Origin of the sequence: Geodermatophilus sp. CPCC 205761 (assembly GCF_051383655.1) — a bacterium.
Lineage (GTDB): Bacteria > Actinomycetota > Actinomycetes > Mycobacteriales > Geodermatophilaceae > Geodermatophilus.
Map to the genome: position 1 here is coordinate 19182 of NZ_JALPKQ010000039.1, position 17279 is coordinate 36460.

The window sequence follows — 17279 nt, forward strand, 5'->3', positions numbered from 1 at the left end:
TTCAGATGGTGGAGAGGCCGCCGGGCGCGTCGTCGGGCCAGCGGTTCTGCATGCTGCGGGCGGCCATCTCCATGTAACCCCAGAGCGTGGCGTCCTGCTCGGGGGTGAGCTCGAGCGAGTCGACGGCGTCGCGCATGTGCGACAGCCAGGCGTCCCGCTCGGCGGCGCCGATCGCGAACGGGGCGTGCCGCATGCGCAGCCGCGGGTGGCCGCGCTGCTGGGAGTAGGTGGTGGGGCCGCCCCAGTACTGCTCGAGGAACCCGCGCAGCCGGGCCTCAGCGCCCGCCCAGTCGTCCTGCGGGTACAGCGGCGCGAGCACGGGGTCGGTGCGGACGCCGGCGTAGAAGCGGGCCACGAGCCGGGCGAACGTCGGGGCGCCGCCGACCTCCTCGTAGAAGGTCCGCGCCGAGGGCAGGCTCGAGCTCACGACTCCGATGGTCCCGCAGCGGACGCCTCCGCTGCCACGTGACCCTGCGTACGTGTGAACGACAGCAGCGGCAGGACGACGGCGACCAGCCCGATGCCGCCGATGAGCGCGACCACCCCGCCGGCCGACAGCCCCTCCGCGGCGAGCCCCGCGGCGAGGACGCCGAGTCCCTGCACGCCGTACAGCCCGCTCACCGCGACCCCGAAGGCCCGCCCGCGGAAGGCCGACGGGACCGCCTGGACGAAGGCGACGTTCAGCGGGATCACCCAGGAGGCCCCCAGGCCGGCGACGAACATCAGCGCGACGACGAGCACATAGGTGCCGCGGCCCGGCCCGGCCCACACGGTGACGAGGCCGGCCAGCAGGATCGGCACCAGGGACAGCGCCACGAGGGCGGGCACGAGCCGCTCCCGCTGGCGCTGGGTCGCGGCCCGGGCGATGAGCAGCCCGCCCAGGGTGACCCCGAGCGGGTTGGCCGCGAGGAGGACGCCGACCTGCGTCGCGCCCTCGCCGAGCTGGTCCACCAGCGGGGTGGCGATGCCCTCGGAGGCGTTGACGAAGAGGGTGCCCACCCAGGTGAGCGCGATGATCGCGCGCAGCCGGGGAGTGCGGCCGATCAGCCGCAACCCGGCGCCGGCGTCCCGCCAGATCGAGCGCGCGGCGCCGCCGTCCGGGGCCGGACGGCGTTCGAGCCGCGCCCACAGCCACAGCGCCGAGACGGCGAACGTGGCCGCGTCCAGCAGCAGCACCGCCGACGGGTGCAGGACGGCGACCAGCGCACCGGCCAGCACGAAGCCGACCACCTGGGCGATCTGGGAGCCCACGTTGGTCAGCGAGCTGGCCACCGCGTACCGGTCCGCGGACAGGACGTCGGCCATCAGCGCCGACCGGGCCGCCTCGAAGGGCGGCGCGCACAGGGCCACCACGAACAGCAGGCCGAGCAGCACGGGCAGCGGCGTCCCCGGGATCACCATCCCGGCCACCAGCAGCGCCCGGGCCACGTCGGTCGTGATGAGCACCCGGTGCCGCGGGAAGCGGTCGGCGAGGGTGGACAGCACCGGACCGCCGAGCAGCCACGGCAGGTAGCTGATGCCGAAGGTGATCGCCGACAGCAGGGCAGAGGAGGTGCGCTGGTAGACCAGGACCGTCAGCGCGACCCGGGCGAGCTCGTCGCCGATCGTCGACAGCAGGTAGCTGCCGAACAGCGGCCGGAACTCCCGCTCGGCGAAGACCTCGCGGAAGGTCGCCGGGCGGCTCTGCGCTGCGCCGGCGGACGTCGTCCCCGTCGGCGCGGTGCCGCTCAGCGGACCCCCGCCGCGGCGCCGGAGACGGTGCCGAGCAGCGGGAGCGGGGTCTTGATGCCCTCGAGGACGAAGCGCTCCTTGAGCCGCATGCGCAGTTCGCGGGCGACCCGCCACTGGTCGGCGTTGGTGGTGCGCACCTGCAGCCGCATGAAGACCCCCTCGGAGGTGATCTGCTCGACGCCCAGAGACTCCGGCGCGGCCAGCAACACGGCGGCCCAGTCGATCTCGTCGTACATCTCGTCGGCCACCTCCTGCATGACGCCGCGGCAGCGCTCCAGGTCGGTGTCGTGGGCGACCGGCATGTCGATGACCACCTGGGCGAAGCCCTGGCTCTTGTTGCCGACCCGCATGATCTCGCCGTTGCGGGCGTACCAGACGACGCCGTTGACGTCGCGCAGCCGGGTGATCCGCAGGCCCACCGCCTCCACGGTCCCACTGGCCTCCCCGAGGTCGACGACGTCGCCGACGCCGTACTGGTCCTCCAGGATGATCCCGATCCCGGCGATGAAGTCCTTGACCAGGTTCTGCGCGCCGAAGCCGAGGGCCACGCCCACCACGCCCGCGCTGGCGAGGATCGGGGCCAGGTTGATGCCCAGCTCGCCGAGCACCAGCACCACGGCGATCCCGAGCACGACGATCGAGGAGAAGCTGCGCAGCACCGAGCCCATCGCCTCGGCGCGCTGGGTGCGCCGGGCGGCCACCTGCCCGGCCGGGTCGGTGTCCGCGGCGGCGCGGCCGCGGCGGGCCCGCAGGATCGTCGGCACGCTGCCGGAGGCGGTGCGCTCGGTGAGCCGGCGGATGGCGCGGTGGGCCAGGACGCGCACCAGCGTGGCCAGGACGACGATCAGCAGGATCTTGGCGGGCGTGGCGATCAGCGCGCGGGCGTTCTCCGCCAGCCAGTCCAGCCCGAACCAGTCGTAGACCTGCTGGCAGAGCCAGTAGTCGGCGCAGTCGGGAACGGAACCGGCGAGGCCGTCATCGGCGGCCGCGAGCACGGACGGTGAAGCAGTCATCACTCAAATACTCTCAGGTTCGAGCCCCGACGGGTATCACGTCGGCCGGATCCGTCCCTGTGACGGATGCTCCGCACCGGCCACCTTCCGCACTCGGCCACGATGCGGTAAAGGCCCTCTCCGCCGTGTTGACGCACCCCGGGCGACGACCTAGCGTCCGCCGCCGACCATGCGTCGGAAACGCGGGTGACGCGCGTCCGGCACGGAGCAGTCTCTGGAGGACCAGTGCGTCGTACGTTGATCAGCCTCACCCTGGCGAGCACCGTCGTGCTCGCCGCGTGCGGAGGCGGGGACGAGGAGTCCGGCGACGGGGGCGGCTCGGGCGAGGCCGGCGGCCTCACGGCCATCCGGGTCGGCGCGATCCCGATCGTGGACGTGGCCCCGCTCTACCTCGGGATCGAGCAGGGCATCTTCGAGGAGGCCGGCCTCGACGTGGAGCCGTTCCTCGCCCAGGGCGGCGCGGCGATCGTCCCGGCCGTCGTGAACGGCGAGGCCCAGTTCGGCTTCTCCAACATCACCAGCCTGCTGCAGGCCACGGGACGGGGCGTCCCGCTGGCGCTGGTGGCTCCCGGCCCGGGCGCGACCGGCAACCTCGAGGACGACTTCGCCGCCGTCGTCGTCCCGGCCGACAGCCCGGTGCAGAGCGCGGCCGACCTGCCCGGCCTGCGGGTGGCGATCAACTCGATCAACAACATCAGCGACACCGTCGTCCGCGAGAGCGTCCGGCAGGCCGGTGGTGACCCGGCGAGCATCGAGTTCGTCGAGATCCCCTTCCCCGACATGGTGGCCGCGGTCAGCACCGGCCAGGTCGACGCCGCGTTCGCCGTCGAGCCGACGGCGACCGCGGGCGAGGCCGCGGGCCTTCGCCGGGTGTCGTTCCCCTACGTCGAGACCGACGACGACCTGACCGTGGCCGGGTACTTCACCTCCGACCAGTACGCGGCGGAGAACGCCGACGTCGTCCAGCGGTTCGCCGAGGCGATGGTCGAGGCCCAGGAGTACGCCCAGGCCAACCCCGACCAGGTGCGTGCCGTGCTGGGCAGCTACACCCAGATCGCGCCGGAGGTCGCGGAGCAGCTGACCCTGCCGACCTTCCAGAGCGAGATCAACCGCGAGTCGGTGGAGCTGCTGCTCGAGCTGGGCAACCAGGACGGGATCATCGAGGGTGAGGTCGACCTGGAGCAGCTCTACCTCGAGGACTGAGAAAGGACCCCGTCCTCCTCACCGCTCGCAGGCTCACGGCGAGCCTGTGGACGGGGCCAGGTGCCATGGGGGACCCCCTGCCCCCCGCCACTCGCGAGCTCGCGGCGGGACCCTGCAGGGGGCCGCCGTCGGGCCCCGCACCGCTCCTCCCCGGAGCGGTGCGGGGCCCGACGCGTTCAGCCGGTCAGCCCGGTGTGCGCGGCGAGGAAGGCCAGCTGGTCGGCGGCCAGGCCGACGGTGCGGCTGACCGCGCGGGCGCCGTGCCCGACGGAGGTCTCCCGGCGCAGCAGCACCGGAGCGGCCGAGCTGGTCGCGTGCTGCAGCGCCGCGGCCAGCTTGCGGGCGTGCAGCGGATCGACCCGGGTGTCGGACTCGAACGTCGTGAACAGCACCGCGGGGTAGCCGGTGCCCTCGACCACCCGGTGGTAGGGCGAGTAGCCGAGCAGCCAGCCGAGCTCCGTCGGGTCCTCGGCGGTGCCGTACTCGTCGTTCCAGGTCCGGCCCAGCCCGAAGCGCTCGTACCGGACCATGTCCAGCAGCGGCGCGCTGCAGACGACGGCCGCGGCGAGGTCGGGCCGCCGGGTCAGGGTCGCCCCGACCAGCAGCCCGCCGTTCGACCCGCCCATCACCGCCAGCTGCCCGTGCGTCGTCCAGCCCTGGGCGACCAGGTGCTCCCCGGCGGCGGCGAAGTCGTCGAACACGTTCTCCTTGTGCTCGCGCATGCCGGCCCGGTGCCACTCCTCGCCGTGCTCGGAGCCGCCGCGCAGGTTGGCCACCACCCACACCCCGCCCGCGGCCACCCAGGACAGCGCCTGCGCCGAGTAGCCCGGGGTCAGCGCGACGTTGAACCCGCCGTAGCCGTAGAGCACGGTCGGCCGCGGCCGGTCGGGAGCGCCGGTGCCGGAGAGCACGAACAGGTGCACCGGCGTCCCGTCGGCCGAGGTCGCGTGCGTCTCCACGACCCGCAGCCCGGGCACCTCGCCGGCCACCGGGGCCTGCTCCCAGTCGGTCAGCCCGGCGGGGGCGGCGGCGTCCCAGTGGAGCACCGACGGCGGGGTGGCGTAGTCGGTGAAGCCCACCCACGCGGTGCTGCCGCCCTCCGGCGGCGCACTCACCCCGGAGACGCTGCCCGGGCGCAGGGCGGTCACGTCGGACAGCCGGCCGGAGCCGTCCCCGGCCCACACCGACAGCCGGTCGGTCGCGTCGACCGAGTGCACCGCGAGCACCTGCAGCCCGCCGTCCGGGCCGTCCACGAGGGCGGCGTCGGTGAGCACGCCGTCCTGCTGCTGGGGGACGACGTCCCGCCACCGCTCCGGCGCCCACGTCCCCGGGTCGGCGGGGTCGGCGACCGCCAGCCGCCAGCGGGGCGTGCCGCGGTCGGACATCAGCCACAGCCGGCCGTCGCGGGCCACCCAGGCGGTGGTCTGCGCGTCCACGCCCACCTGCAGCTCGCGCAGGCCGCCGTCCCCGGTGAGGTCGGCGAGCCAGACGTCGTCGCGCGGCGCGGTGCCGATCGAGGCGGAGACGACCAGCCACCGACCGTCGCGGCTGGTCCGGACGCCGAAGTAGGTCGAGGGGTCGCTGCCCTCGCCGTGCACCAGGACGTCGCCGTCGGGGTCGGCGCCCACGCGGTGGCGCCAGACCCGCCGGTGGAACTGCTCCTCGCCGTCGGGCACCAGCTCGGGCGCCAGCCGGCGGACGTAGAACAGCTCCTCGCCGCCGGGCAGCCAGGCCACGGGGGAGTAGCGGCAGCGGTCGACCGGGCCGTCGAGCTGCTCGCCGGTGGCGACGTCGAGCACGTACAGCCGCGACTCCTCGTCGCCGCCGGTGGACAGCTGGTAGGCCAGCCGGTCGCCCTCCCAGGACGGCGACCACGCGTCGAGGGTCGTGGTGCCCGCCGGGTCGATCGCCATCGGGTCGACCAGCACCCGCTGCGTGCCGTCGGCCTCGCGGACCCGGAGGACGGCGTGCTCCTGGCCGGGGTCGCGCCGGGTCGAGAAGGCCAGGCCGGCCCGCCAGACCGGGACGCCGACGGCGCCGGCGTGCACCAGCTGATCCAGCCGCGCGGCGAACCGCTCGCGTAGCGGGAGCGCGGCCAACGCCTCGGTGGTGAGGGCGTCCTGGGCCTGTGTCCAGGCGACGGTTCGGGGATCGGCGGGGTCCTCCAGCCAGCGGTACGGGTCGGCGACCGGGTGGCCGTGGAGGTGCTCGACGAGGTCGAGGCGGGGAGCGTCGGGATAGCGCACCCGCCGACGGTAACCAGGCCGCCGGGTGCCACCGCGGGGTTCCCGGGAGCGCACATGCGCTGTCGGAGGTCAGAATGGGGGCGCCCGCGGGTCGCACTGCACCCGGCGCGCGGCCTCGGGCGCCCGGAGGTGCTCTGTGCCGCGTCATCCATCCGGGTCGTCCGCCGGCCAGCCAGGTCAGCGGCGCGACCACCACACCCATCCTGTGCCGCCTGCTCCCGCGCGGGTGACCGCGGCCGCCACCCTCTTGCTGAACGCCACGTACGAGCCGCTCTGCGTGGTCTCCAGCCGCCGGGCGATCGTGCTGGTGCTCGCCGAGAAGGCGGAGTCGGTCGACGCGGCGGCGGAGGTCGTCCACTCCGAGTCGCTGAGCCTGCCGGTGCCGGTCGTGGTGCGGCTGACCCGCTACGTGCGGGTGCCCTACCCCGCCCAGGTGCCGCTGTCGCGGCGGGCGGTCTTCACCCGCGACGGCTCGGTGTGCGTGTACTGCGGGAACTCGGCCACGAGCATCGACCACGTCGTCCCGCGCAGCCGCGGCGGCACCCACACGTGGGACAACGTCGTCGCGGCCTGCCGGCGGTGCAACCACACCAAGGCCGACCGGTCGCTGGCCGAGCTCGGCTGGAAGTTGCCGCACCCGCCGCGCACGCCCAGCGGCGCGGCCTGGCGGCTGCTCGGCGCGCGCACCGTGGACCCGCGGTGGCGGGAGTGGCTCGGCATGGCGGAGAAGGCGGGCGAGCGGGCGAACAGCTCCAAGGACACCGCAGCGCCGCGCACGCCGCTGACGAGCGCCGGCGAGGAAGTGGCGTGAGGGCGTGACGTCGCCCGCGACCGCCCGGCGGCTGTGGGCCCTGGGCGAGCCCTTCCACGGCCTGACCTACTTCGCGGACGAGTGCCGCACCGCCGCCGAGGCGGCCGGCCTGGACGGCTTCTGGTCCACCTACTTCGCGATGCGCGCGGCGCCGCTCGGTCCGGTGAGTGCGGACGTGGTGACGGCGATCTTCTACAACTTCGCGCCGGCGTTCGTGGCCCGTCGGGTGCCGGCCGTGTGGGAGGCGGTGACCCCCGCGGCGGCGCTGTCGGCCCGCCTGGCCGGCGTCGACGCCGCCGTCCGCCGGGTGCTGGGATATGACTGGCCGGCGGCCGAGACCGCGCAGCTGGCCGCGGTCGCCGCCGCGGCGGTCGACGTCCCGGGCCGGCCGCTGGCCGCGGCCAACGCCGGGCTGCCGGTCCCCGGCGAGCCGCACCTGGCCCTGTGGCAGGCGCTCACCACGCTGCGCGAGCACCGCGGTGACGGGCACAACGCGGCGCTGCTGCAGCGCGGGATCTCGGGGGTGGGCGCGCACGTGCTGGCCGCTGCCGCGGGCCGCACCGAGCGGGAGTGGCTGATGCGCGCCCGCGGGTGGGACGACGCCGCGTGGGAGGCCGCCGCCGACGAGCTCACCGGGCGCGGCTGGCTGGCCGGGGAGGAGCTCACCGCCGACGGTGCGGCGATCGTGGCCGCGGTCGAGGCCGACACCGACCGGCTGGCGTTGGGGCCGTGGCGGGAGCTGGGCGACGTGCGCTGCGACCGGCTGGCCGAGCTCCTGGGGCCGGTGCGCCGCGCCGTCCTGGCCGCGGGGCTGTGGCCCGACCGCAACCCGATCGGCGTCCCCGACCCCGCCTGAGGGAGGCATAGGAAGCTATACCCGCGTATCCCGCCCGTGGACGCGGGTGTTGCTTCCTATGCCTCGGTCACCTCAGGTGACGCGGCTGCGCTCGGTCGGGTAGGTCTCGTGGGCGCCGGTCGCCAGCACCTCGTGGACGCGGTCCATGGCGTCCCACACGTCGACGAAGCGGGTGTAGAGCGGCGCCGGGCCCAGCCGGACGCGGTCCGGCGTCCGGAAGTCCGGCACCACACCGCGGTCGACCAGCGCCTGGGTCAGCTGCCACGCCTGCGGGTGGGCGAGGGTGACGTGCGACCCCCGCCGCGCCGGGTCGCGTGGCGAGGCCAGCGTCACCCCGCACCCGGTCAGCCAGGCGTCGGCGAGGGCGACGGTCAGCTCGCCGAGCGCCCGCCCCTTGGCCGCCAGCGCGCCGATGCCCGCCTCGGCCACCAGGCGGGCGCCGACCTCCACCGCGGTCATGGCCACCACCGGCGGGGTCCCGACGCCGAACCGCTCGATCCCGGGCACCGGGTCGTAGGCCGGGCCCATCGCGAACTGGTCGCGCTGCCCGAACCAGCCCCAGATGGGCTGCCGCAGCCGGTCCTGCAGCTCGCGGCGCACGTAGAGGAAGGCGGGCGAGCCGGGGCCGCCGTTGAGGTACTTGTAGGTGCAGCCGACGGCGAGGTCGGCGCCGTTCGCGGTGAGGTCGACCGGCACCGCGCCGGCGGCGTGGGAGAGGTCCCACAGCACGAGCGCGCCCGCCTCGCGCGCGGTCCGGGTGATCGCCGCGACGTCGGCGAGGGCCCCGGAGCGGTAGGCGACGGCGGAGAGGACGACGACGGCCACCCGCTCGTCGAGGGCCGCGGCGAGCACCGCCGGGTCCAGCCCCTCGTCGACGTCGGCGGGCACCTCCCGCACGGTCATCCCGCGGGCCTGCGCCACCCCGGCGACGACGTAGCGGTCGGTGGGGAAGTCGTCGGCGCAGCACACCAGCACGTCGCGGCCGGGGCGGGCGTCGGCGGCGGCGACCAGCAGCTTGTACAGGTCGACCGACGTGGAATCGCTGACCAGCACCTCGCCCGGCCGCGCGCCCAGCACGCCCTCGGCGAGCAGGTCGCCGATCCGGGTGGCCGCGCCGATCCACGAGGACCACGAGCCGACCAGCCCGCGCGCCCACTCCTGCTCGACCACGCGGGCGAGCGCGGCCGGGGTCTCCCGCGGCATCCGGCCGAGCGAGTTGCCGTCGAGGTAGAGCAGGTCGTCGTCGCCGGCGAACCGGTGGCGGAAGCCGGCCAGCGGGTCGGCGGCGTCGAGGGACTCGGCGTGCGCGCGGGTGAGGTCCACCGGTCCTGTCTACCGGGTCTAGCGTGCCCGGTCGTGACGCCGGGAACCCAGCTGCACGACCTCACCGCGCTCGAGCAGGCGGCCGCCGTCCGCGCGCGGGAGGTGAGCCCCCTGGAGCTCGTCGAGCACGCGCTGCGCCGCATCGAGGCGCTGGACCCGGGGCTCGGGGCCTTCCTCACCGTCACCCCCGACCGGGCGCTGGCCGCGGCGCGGCGGGCCGAGCACCGGGTGGCCCGCGGCGGCGAACTGCCCCCGCTGCTCGGCGTCCCGACGGCGGTCAAGGACCTCAACAACACCGCCGGGGTCCGGACGACGTTCGGCTGCACGGTCTTCGCTGACAACGTCCCGACCGTCGACGACGCCGTCGTGGAGAAGCTGGCCGCCGCCGGGACGATCAGCGTGGGCAAGACCAACACCCCCGAGTTCGGCTTCCCCTGCTACACCGACAACGCCCTGGCCGGCCCCGCCCGGTGCCCGTGGGACCGGTCCCGCCTGGCCGGCGGCTCCAGCGGGGGAGCGGCGGTGGCGGTGGCCGCCGGGATGCTGCCGTTCGCCCAGGGCAGCGACGGCGGCGGCTCCATCCGCATCCCGGCCAGCATCAACGGCCTGTTCGGCATCAAGCCCAGCCGCGGCCGGGTCAGCAACGCGCCGCTGGGCGGGGACGTCACGGGGCTCGGCACCAACGGGCCGCTCGCCCGCACCGTCCGGGACGCCGCGGCCATGCTCGACGCGATCGCCGGGCCGGTGACCGGCGATCCGGCGTGGGTGCCGCCGCCCCCACCGGGCGAGACGTTCCTCGGCTACGCCGACCGGCCGGTGGGCCGGCTGCGGATCGGCCGGCACCTGGAGTCCCCGATGCCCGACGTGTCGCTGGAGCCGGAGGTGCGCGCGGCCTTCGACGACGCCTCGCGGCTGCTGGCGGACCTCGGCCACGACGTCGAGGACCTCCCGCCGGGGCTGTTCGGGCCGGACCTGCTCCCCGCGTTCGAGCGGGTCTGGACGCTGTCGGGGACGCTGCTGCCGGTCCCGCCGGGCCGGGTGGGCGAGCTGCGGCCGCTGACCCGGGAGCTGCGCGCCCGCGGGCTGGCGCTGTCGGCGCAGGCGGCGATGGAGGCGCTCACCGCACTGCGGCTGTTCTCCCGTCGCTTCGTCCAGGCCACCGCGTCCTACGACGTCCTGCTGGCCCCGGTGACGACGATGACCCCGCGCCCGCTGGGCTGGTTCGACGCCGACGGCGACGGTGCCGCGGACTTCGAGCGGCAGAAGCGCTACGCCGCGTTCACCGCCGTCTTCAACGTCACCGGCCAGCCGGCCGTGAGCGTCCCGCTGCACTGGACCCCGGGCGGGCTGCCCGTCGGCACCATGCTCGTGGGCCGTCCGGCCGACGAGGCGACGCTCATCGGGCTCTCGGCGCAGCTGGAGGCGGCGCGGCCGTGGGCGCACCGCCACCCCGCCGGGTGGGACTGATCACGAGGAACCGACCGGGTGCCGGTAGGTTGTCGCCCGTGACCGTCGTCGAGACCCTCCTCGTCTACGTGGGGGCCCCGCTGGCCGTGGTCCTCCTCCTGGTGCTGCTGACCATGCGGCCCGGCAAGGGACAGAAGAAAATGCGGTACAAGCCCGGTCAGGCCTGGGAGCACGAGCCGATCTGGTACGAGCCGCACGCCGGGGCCACCGGGCACGGCGGCGCACACGGCTCGCACGCCCTGACCGCCGGGACGTCGGCCTCCGGCCGCCCCTACGGCGGCGCCCGCGGGACGTGGTGACCCGATGACCTCCCGCACCCCCACCACGACCGTCTCCGGAGGCCGGCGTTGACCCACGTGTTCGAAGTCGAGTCGCACGACACGGCGACGGTCGATACGCAGGCCAACGTCATCGACGAGGACCTGCACCACGACCACGTCTTCAGCTACCGCGAGCTGCTCCGCCTCGACGACGCGCTGACCATGTCGTCACGGGAGACCGGGCTGCGGTTCACCCTCTACATCGGTGACCTGGGGCGGCAGACCCGCGTCCGCGCCGAGGAGCTGTTCGAGAGCTCCGGCGGCAACCTCCCCGAGTCGGTGCTGCTCGCCGTCTCCCCGGGGCAGCGGGTCATCGAGGTCGTCGTCGGTGCGGCGGCCTCGCGCCGGCTCCCCGACCGGGCCTGCGCGCTCGCGGTGCTGTCGATGACCAACTCCTTCGCCTCGGGCGACCTCGTCGGCGGCATCGTCAACGGGCTGCGCCAGCTGTCGGACCAGGCCGGCCACCCGCGGAACCTGCGCACGCACTGAGAGGACTCCGTCCTCCGCACCGCTCACAGGCTCGCGGCGAGCCTCTGGTCGGCCCCCTGCAGGGTCCCGCCGCGAGCTTGCTCGTGGCGGGGGGCAGGGGGTCCCTCATCAGTCGCTCTCGGCGGCGTCCCGCTCGCGGGCCCGCAGCGCCCGCGCGATCCCGTCCCGGCCCTCGGCGACCAGCCGGCGCAGCGGCGCGGGGTGGTCCTCGCCGGCCAGCCACTCGTCGGCCGCGGTGACCGTGCGCAGCTCGACGACCGGCGGGAACAGGTACTGCACCGCGTTCTTCGCGATCTCTCCGGGACGGCGGTCCCAGAGCGGGCGGATGTCGGCGAAGTACCGGTCGACGTAGCCCGCGGTCAGCTGCCGCTGGGCCGGGTGCCAGAAGCCCTGCAGCATCGCCTCGTGCACGGCGTTCGGGATGGTGTCGTCGGTGAAGGCCCGCCGCCAGGTCTCCTCCTTGGACTCCGCCGTCGGCCGCAGCGCCCGCGCCGTCGCCGCCCGCCGTGCTCCGGTGGCCGTCGCGTCGCGGGTCTCCTCGGCCTCGATCTCGGCGTCCCCGGCGGCACCGATCGCGACCAGCCCGTGCAGGAAGGCCCAGCGGGCGTCGGCGTCGACCGGCAGCCCCTCGACGACGTGCGAGCCGTCGAGCAGCCGGCGCAGGAAGGCGGCGTGCTCCTCGGTGCGGGCGGCGCCGGCGAACGTCCGTGACCACTGCAGCTGGCTGTCGCTGCGCGGTTCGGCCGCCTCCAGGGCCCCCAGGGCCTTGTCGGCCAGCGCCCGCCAGCCGGACTCGGCCCAGCGGGGGTCGGCGTAGCTGGCCAGGGCCGTCTGGACGCGGAGCAGCAGCGACTGGACGACGCTGATCTCGGTCTCGGCGTCCACCCCGCCCAGCACCAGCGTCACCCAGTCGCGGGCCGGCCACTCGGCGTCGCGGGTCATGTCCCACGCCGCCGCCCAGCACAGCGCGCGGGGCAGCGAGTCGGGGATCGTGGCGATGGCCCGCTTGAGCGTGGCCAGCGACCGCTCGTCCAGGCGCAGCTTGGCGTAGGTCAGGTCGTCGTCGTTGACCAGCACCAGGTCGGCGGCCGGGTGGCCGACCAGCTCGGGCACGTCGGTCCGCTCGCCGTCGACGTCCAGCTCCACGCGGGTGGTGCGGGTCAGACCGCCGGGGCCGGTGTCGTAGAGGCCGACGGCCAGCCGGTGGCGGCGCAGCACCGGGTGCTCGGGGACGGCGCTCTGCTCGATGGCGAAGTCGGCGTAGCGGCCGTCGTCGGTCAGGGTGGCCACCGGGCGCAGCGTGTTGACCTGACTGGTCTCCAGCCACTGGCGCGACCACTCCGACAGGTCCCGGCCGGTGCTCTCCGACAGCGGGCCCAGCAGGTCGGCGAGGGTGGTGTTGCCGTACTCGTGCTTGCGGAAGTACCGCTGCACGCCGCGGAGGAACTCGTCGCGCCCGACGTAGGCGACCAGCTGCTTGAGCACCGAGGCGCCCTTGGCGTAGGTGATCCCGTCGAAGTTCACCTCGACCGCGGCGACGTCGACCATGTCGGCGGCGATCGGGTGCGTGGAGGGCAGCTGGTCCTGGGCGTAGGCCCAGGCCTTCTCGCTGTTGGCGAACGTCGTCCAGGCCGTCGTGTACTCGGTGGCCTCGGCCTGGCACAGGGTGGAGATGTAGGTGGCGAACGACTCGTTGAGCCACAGGTCGTCCCACCAGCGCATGGTCACCAGGTCGCCGAACCACATGTGGGCCAGCTCGTGCAGCACCGTCTCCGCGCGCCGCTCGTACCGGGCCCGGGTCGCCTTCGACCGGAAGACGTAGTCCTCGAGGATGGTGACCGCGCCGGCGTTCTCCATGGCGCCGGCGTTGAACTCCGGCACGAAGAGCTGGTCGTACTTGTCGAACGGGTACGGGTAGTCGAAGACCCGGTGGTAGAAGTCGAAGCCCTGCTTGGTGACCCGGAACAGTTCCTCGGGGTCCAGGTACTGCGCCAGCGAGGCGCGGCAGTACAGGCCCAGCCGGATGCCCTCGTGCGCGTCGGTGACCTCCGCGTACGGGCCCGCGACCAGGGCCAGCAGGTAGGTCGACAGCCGCTTGGTGGGCGCGAAGTGCACCAGCTGCGCGCCGCCCGCGCCGGACTCGACGGTGCGGCCGCCGGTGTTGGAGACCACCTGCCAGCCGGACGGCGCGGTCACGTGCACGGTGTAGGTGCCCTTGAGGTCGGGCTGGTCGAAGCAGGCGAAGACGCGCTTGGCCTCGGCCGGCTCGAAGTGCGTGTAGAGGTAGACCTCGCCGTCCTCGGGGTCGACGAAGCGGTGCAGCCCCTCGCCTGAGTTGGAGTACCGGCAGTCGGCGACGACGACCAGGGTGTTCTCCGCGGCCAGCCCGGGCAGCGGCAGCCCGCCCTCCTCGGTGTAGGTGGCCACGTCGAGCTCGACGCCGTTGAGGGTGGCCGAGCGGACCCGCTCGGCCACCAGGTCGATGAAGGTGTCCTCGCCCGGCTGCCGGCAGCCGAACTGCACCGTCGTCGTGGACCCGAACGTGTGCTCGCCGGGCTGCCCGGCGCCGTCGGTGAGGTCGAACTGGACGTCGTAGCTGTGCACCGCCAGCAGCTGGGCGCGGGCGGCGGCGTCATCGCGGGTCAGGTTGGGTACGGCCACCCGGGCAGCTTCCCACGGGGGCCCGACGGCCTCCGCGAGCCGACGGCGGACCGCCGTCCGGTTGAGGGAACAACCATCGCGCCGCAGGGCTTGGGGAACGGCAGGACAGTCGTTCGTCAGCGAGGAGTGACCCATGACCGAGGCAGTGCAGAGCGCCCCCGTGAAGGCACGCGTGGACTTCTGGTTCGACCCGCTGTGCCCGTGGGCGTGGCTGACCAGCCGCTGGGTGCTGGAGGCGGCCAAGGTCCGCGACATCGACCTGCACTGGCACGTGATGTCCCTGGCCGTGCTCAACCGGGGCCGCGACCTGCCGGAGCAGTACCAGGAGATGATGACCAAGGCGATCGGCCCGGTCCGGGTGGCGATCGCCGCGGCGCAGCAGCACGGCGACGAGGTCCTCGGCGACCTCTACACGGCCATGGGTACCCTGCGGCACCACGAGGGCGTCGAGCTGGACGAGCTGATCGGCCCCGCCCTGGAGCGGGTCGGCCTGCCGGCGTCCCTGGCCGAGGCGGCCGGCTCGACGGAGTACGACGAGGCGCTGGAGAAGAGCCACCACGAGGGCATGGACCCGGTCGGCGACGACGTCGGCACGCCGGTCGTGCACATCGACGGCGTGGCCTTCTTCGGCCCGGTGATCAGCAAGGTCCCCACCGGGGAGGACGCCGGCAAGGCCTTCGACGGCGCCGTCCTGCTGGCCAACCTGCCCGACTTCTGGGAGCTCAAGCGGACCCGCCTGTCCGGGCCCGACATGGACTCCGTCCCCGCCGACGCGCTGGAGCTGACCGGCCGCCGGTGATGTCCCGGCGTCGGCGTCGGTTTCCGCGGAAACCGCCGCCGACGCCGTCCGGCATCCTGAGGGGGTGCCGCACCCCGTCCGCCAGCGCATCCTGATCACCGGCGCGAGCTCCGGCCTCGGCGAGGGCATGGCCCGCCGCTTCGCCGCCCTCGGCCGCGACCTCGCCCTCGCCGCCCGCCGCACCGACCGGCTCGACGCCCTGCGCGAGCAGCTGCTCGCCGCCCACCCCGGCATCCGGGTGGTCACCGCGGAGCTGGACGTCGACGACGCCGCCGCGGTGGAGGAGGTCGTGCCCGAGCTGGCCGGGGAGCTCGGCGGCATCGACCGGTTCATCGCCAACGCCGGCATCGGCAAGGGCGCCCCGGTCGGCACCGGCAAGCCCTGGGCCAACCGGGCCACCCTGTTCACCAACGTGCTCGGCACGCACGCCCAGTGCGAGGCGGCGATGGAGCTGTTCCGGGCGCAGGGCTCCGGGCACCTGGTGCTCGTCTCCTCGGTCGCGTCCATCCGGGGCATGCGCGGCACGAGGACGGCCTACGGCGCGAGCAAGGCGGCGCTCAACGCGCTGGCCGAGGGCATCCGGGCCGACGTCCTGGGCACCGGCATCGCGGTCACCACCGTGCTGCCCGGCTACATCGCCACCGACCTCAACGTGAGCCGTCGCGGGCCGTTCACCGTCGACCTCGACACCGGCGTCGCGGCCCTGACCGCCGCGATCGAGCGGGAGCCGGCCCGCGCGTACGTGCCCGAGTGGCCGTGGCGGCCGGTCGCCGCGCTGCTGCGGGTGCTGCCGCTGCCGGTCGTCCGCCGGCTCACCTGACGAAGGACCTCCTTGCCCCCACCGCTCGCGAGCTCGCGATGGGCCCCTGCAAGGAGGCCGTCCTACTCGTCCTGCACAGGTTCATGACCCATTCGATGGGCGGCCGTGCGCATCGTGGCCGCGTCGTAGGGCCCGTCGGTCAGCCGGCCGGACCGGACGGCGGCCAGCACGGCCAGCAGCTCCGCCCGCTGCGCGCCGACGAACGCCGCGTCGACGACGGCGCCGTGACCGGGCACCACGGGCCCGCGGGCCAGCGCGTGCAGCCGGCCCAGGGTCGCGGGCCAGTCCGCGGGGAAGGCGTCCTCGAAGGCCGGGGGCGCGCCCTCCTCGACGAGGTCCCCGGCGAACACGACGTTCCCGTCGCCCGGCGTCTCCACCTCGACCACGAGGTCGTGGCCGGTGTGCCCGCGGCCGAGGAAGCGCAGCACGACCTCGCGGCCGCCCACGTCGAGCACGGCCACGTCGTCGACGAGGGCGTCCGGCGGGTCGAGCGGTGCCTGCCGGACCCGCTCGGCGGCGGCCGGGTCGCCGGCGGCCAGCAGTTCGGCCACCCGCGCGGCGCGCTGCGCCTCGCCCGTGGCGCGCAGGTCCGCCGCGCAGCCGCGGGTGCCCCAGACCGGAGCCGGGCGGAAGGCGGCGTTGCCGAAGCAGTGGTCGTAGTGGGCGTGGGTGTTCACCACCGTCCACGGGGCCGGCGTCACCCGGCGGACGGCGGCCACCAGGTCCGCCGCCTCGCCGAGGTCGGAGCGGGTGTCGACCACCAGGCAGGCGCCGTCGCCGACGACCAGCCCGCAGTTGAGGTCCAGTGACTCGTGCCGCCGGACGAAGACCCCCTCGGCGATCTCGGTGAAGGTCACCAGCAGATCCGCATCGGCCGGTCGCGGGCGTCGCGGGACCCGTCCCCGACGCACGTCGCGACCCCGTCGGCGATCCGCCGGGCCGACCACGCCGCGGCGCAGGCGTCGAGCGCGTCCACGGCGGGGACCCCTGCCGGCGCGTCGGCGAGCGCGTCCACGACGTCCATGACCGGCGTCAGGGCGCGGATCCGCTGGGCCTGGCCGCGCGCGCTCGACTTCGGGTCGGACACCCGGTCGTCGAGGGTGCGGAAGGCCAGCTCGGGGTGCACCTCCACGACGTGGTCGGCGGGGGGCTCGCCCAGCGCGTCGTCGAGGGCCGCGATCGAGCGGGCGAGCTGGAACGACTGCGCCGACAGGGACCGGCCGCCCGTCGCCTCGACGGAGATCCGCCGCGCATCGGCATAGTCCCGGGCGCGGAGGACGGCCCGCACCGGGGCGGGGAAGACCGAGCCGGCCGCTCCGCGCCCGCGCAGCGCCTTCCGGGCGGCGACGTCGCAGGCGCGGACGCCGTCGTCCGACAGCCCGATCGGCATGTCGATGCCCACGACGGCCGCGCGCGCCGCGAGGACCGCAGCGGCGTCGGGCAGCACCGACAGCGTCACCGCCCGGCCCTCGAGCAGCGCCCCCACCCACTGCCCGCGCCAGCCGTCGACCCCGAGCACCGCCACCGCGGCAGCCTGACA

The 17279-nt window shown here is 75.0% G+C and carries 16 protein-coding genes; 8 read left to right on the forward strand and 8 right to left on the reverse strand.

Going from position 1 to position 17279, the window contains the following annotated elements; translation table 11 throughout:
* Position 1: 1 nt before the first annotated feature.
* From MY526_RS20355 to MY526_RS20365, 3 genes are read right to left on the reverse strand one after another with little or no spacing between them, the layout of a single operon-like run.
* Positions 2-427, reverse strand: coding sequence for a globin (locus tag MY526_RS20355; protein ID WP_436704934.1), 426 nt, complete (start codon positions 425-427; stop codon positions 2-4).
* On the reverse strand, positions 424-1845 hold the full coding sequence (locus MY526_RS20360) for an MFS transporter (RefSeq protein ID WP_436693671.1): 1422 nt from the start codon (positions 1843-1845) through the stop codon (positions 424-426). Before MY526_RS20360 ends, MY526_RS20355 begins: the two co-directional genes overlap by 4 nt.
* Entirely contained in the window at positions 1728-2744 is a 1017-nt protein-coding gene (locus tag MY526_RS20365; RefSeq protein WP_436704935.1) for a mechanosensitive ion channel family protein, read from the reverse strand. Before MY526_RS20365 ends, MY526_RS20360 begins: the two co-directional genes overlap by 118 nt.
* A gap of 237 nt (positions 2745-2981) precedes the next feature.
* On the opposite strand from MY526_RS20365, the gene MY526_RS20370 reads away from it, so the two are divergent.
* Positions 2982-3947, forward strand: a complete 966-nt coding sequence (locus MY526_RS20370; RefSeq protein WP_436704936.1) for an ABC transporter substrate-binding protein — start codon at positions 2982-2984, stop codon at positions 3945-3947.
* Between the two features lie 176 nt (positions 3948-4123).
* Here MY526_RS20370 and MY526_RS20375 read toward each other — a convergent pair whose 3' ends face one another.
* On the reverse strand, positions 4124-6193 hold the full coding sequence (locus tag MY526_RS20375; RefSeq protein ID WP_436693665.1) for a prolyl oligopeptidase family serine peptidase: 2070 nt from the start codon (positions 6191-6193) through the stop codon (positions 4124-4126).
* A 205-nt stretch (positions 6194-6398) separates the two neighbouring features.
* Here MY526_RS20375 and MY526_RS20380 point away from each other — a divergent pair, with 205 nt between their 5' ends.
* Together MY526_RS20380 and MY526_RS20385 are read left to right on the forward strand one after the other, a co-directional pair.
* Positions 6399-7004 (forward strand): HNH endonuclease, encoded by a 606-nt coding sequence (locus MY526_RS20380; protein WP_436693663.1) that lies wholly within the window; start codon positions 6399-6401, stop codon positions 7002-7004.
* A 4-nt stretch (positions 7005-7008) separates the two neighbouring features.
* Positions 7009-7860 carry an SCO6745 family protein gene (locus MY526_RS20385; protein WP_436693661.1) on the forward strand — a complete coding sequence of 284 codons (852 nt, stop codon included), beginning with the start codon at positions 7009-7011 and terminating at the stop codon, positions 7858-7860.
* Between the two features lie 72 nt (positions 7861-7932).
* On the opposite strand, the gene kynU is transcribed toward MY526_RS20385, so the two are convergent.
* Positions 7933-9183, reverse strand: a complete 1251-nt coding sequence (kynU, locus tag MY526_RS20390; protein WP_436704937.1) for a kynureninase — start codon at positions 9181-9183, stop codon at positions 7933-7935.
* A gap of 33 nt (positions 9184-9216) precedes the next feature.
* Between kynU and MY526_RS20395 the strand changes: the two genes are divergently transcribed.
* Genes MY526_RS20395 through MY526_RS20405 form a run of 3 tightly spaced genes read left to right on the forward strand, consistent with a single transcriptional unit; the run spans position 9217 to position 11459 of the window.
* Complete coding sequence (locus MY526_RS20395) at positions 9217-10650, forward strand: amidase (RefSeq protein ID WP_436704938.1); 1434 nt, start codon at positions 9217-9219, stop codon at positions 10648-10650.
* 38 nt (positions 10651-10688) lie between these two features.
* A complete protein-coding gene (ctaJ, locus tag MY526_RS20400) occupies positions 10689-10949 on the forward strand; it encodes an aa3-type cytochrome oxidase subunit CtaJ (RefSeq protein ID WP_436693654.1) in 261 nt (86 codons plus the stop codon).
* A gap of 57 nt (positions 10950-11006) precedes the next feature.
* The gene (locus MY526_RS20405) at positions 11007-11459 is read left to right on the forward strand and encodes a DUF5130 family protein (protein ID WP_436693701.1); all 453 of its coding nucleotides are present in this window, start codon (positions 11007-11009) and stop codon (positions 11457-11459) included.
* A gap of 108 nt (positions 11460-11567) precedes the next feature.
* On the opposite strand, the gene pepN is transcribed toward MY526_RS20405, so the two are convergent.
* Positions 11568-14120 (reverse strand): aminopeptidase N, encoded by a 2553-nt coding sequence (gene pepN / locus MY526_RS20410; protein ID WP_436693652.1) that lies wholly within the window; start codon positions 14118-14120, stop codon positions 11568-11570.
* A 133-nt stretch (positions 14121-14253) separates the two neighbouring features.
* Between pepN and MY526_RS20415 the strand changes: the two genes are divergently transcribed.
* Together MY526_RS20415 and MY526_RS20420 are read left to right on the forward strand one after the other, a co-directional pair.
* Entirely contained in the window at positions 14254-14919 is a 666-nt protein-coding gene (locus MY526_RS20415; RefSeq protein ID WP_436693651.1) for a mycothiol-dependent nitroreductase Rv2466c family protein, read from the forward strand.
* Between the two features lie 64 nt (positions 14920-14983).
* On the forward strand, positions 14984-15739 hold the full coding sequence (locus MY526_RS20420; RefSeq protein ID WP_436704939.1) for an SDR family oxidoreductase: 756 nt from the start codon (positions 14984-14986) through the stop codon (positions 15737-15739).
* 62 nt (positions 15740-15801) lie between these two features.
* Here the strand turns inward: MY526_RS20420 and MY526_RS20425 are convergent, their stop codons facing one another.
* Positions 15802-16596 carry an MBL fold metallo-hydrolase gene (locus MY526_RS20425; RefSeq protein WP_436693647.1) on the reverse strand — a complete coding sequence of 265 codons (795 nt, stop codon included), beginning with the start codon at positions 16594-16596 and terminating at the stop codon, positions 15802-15804.
* Positions 16593-17264 carry a DUF429 domain-containing protein gene (locus MY526_RS20430; protein ID WP_436704940.1) on the reverse strand — a complete coding sequence of 224 codons (672 nt, stop codon included), beginning with the start codon at positions 17262-17264 and terminating at the stop codon, positions 16593-16595. The genes MY526_RS20425 and MY526_RS20430 overlap by 4 nt, the downstream gene beginning before the upstream one ends.
* Positions 17265-17279 lie beyond the last annotated feature (15 nt).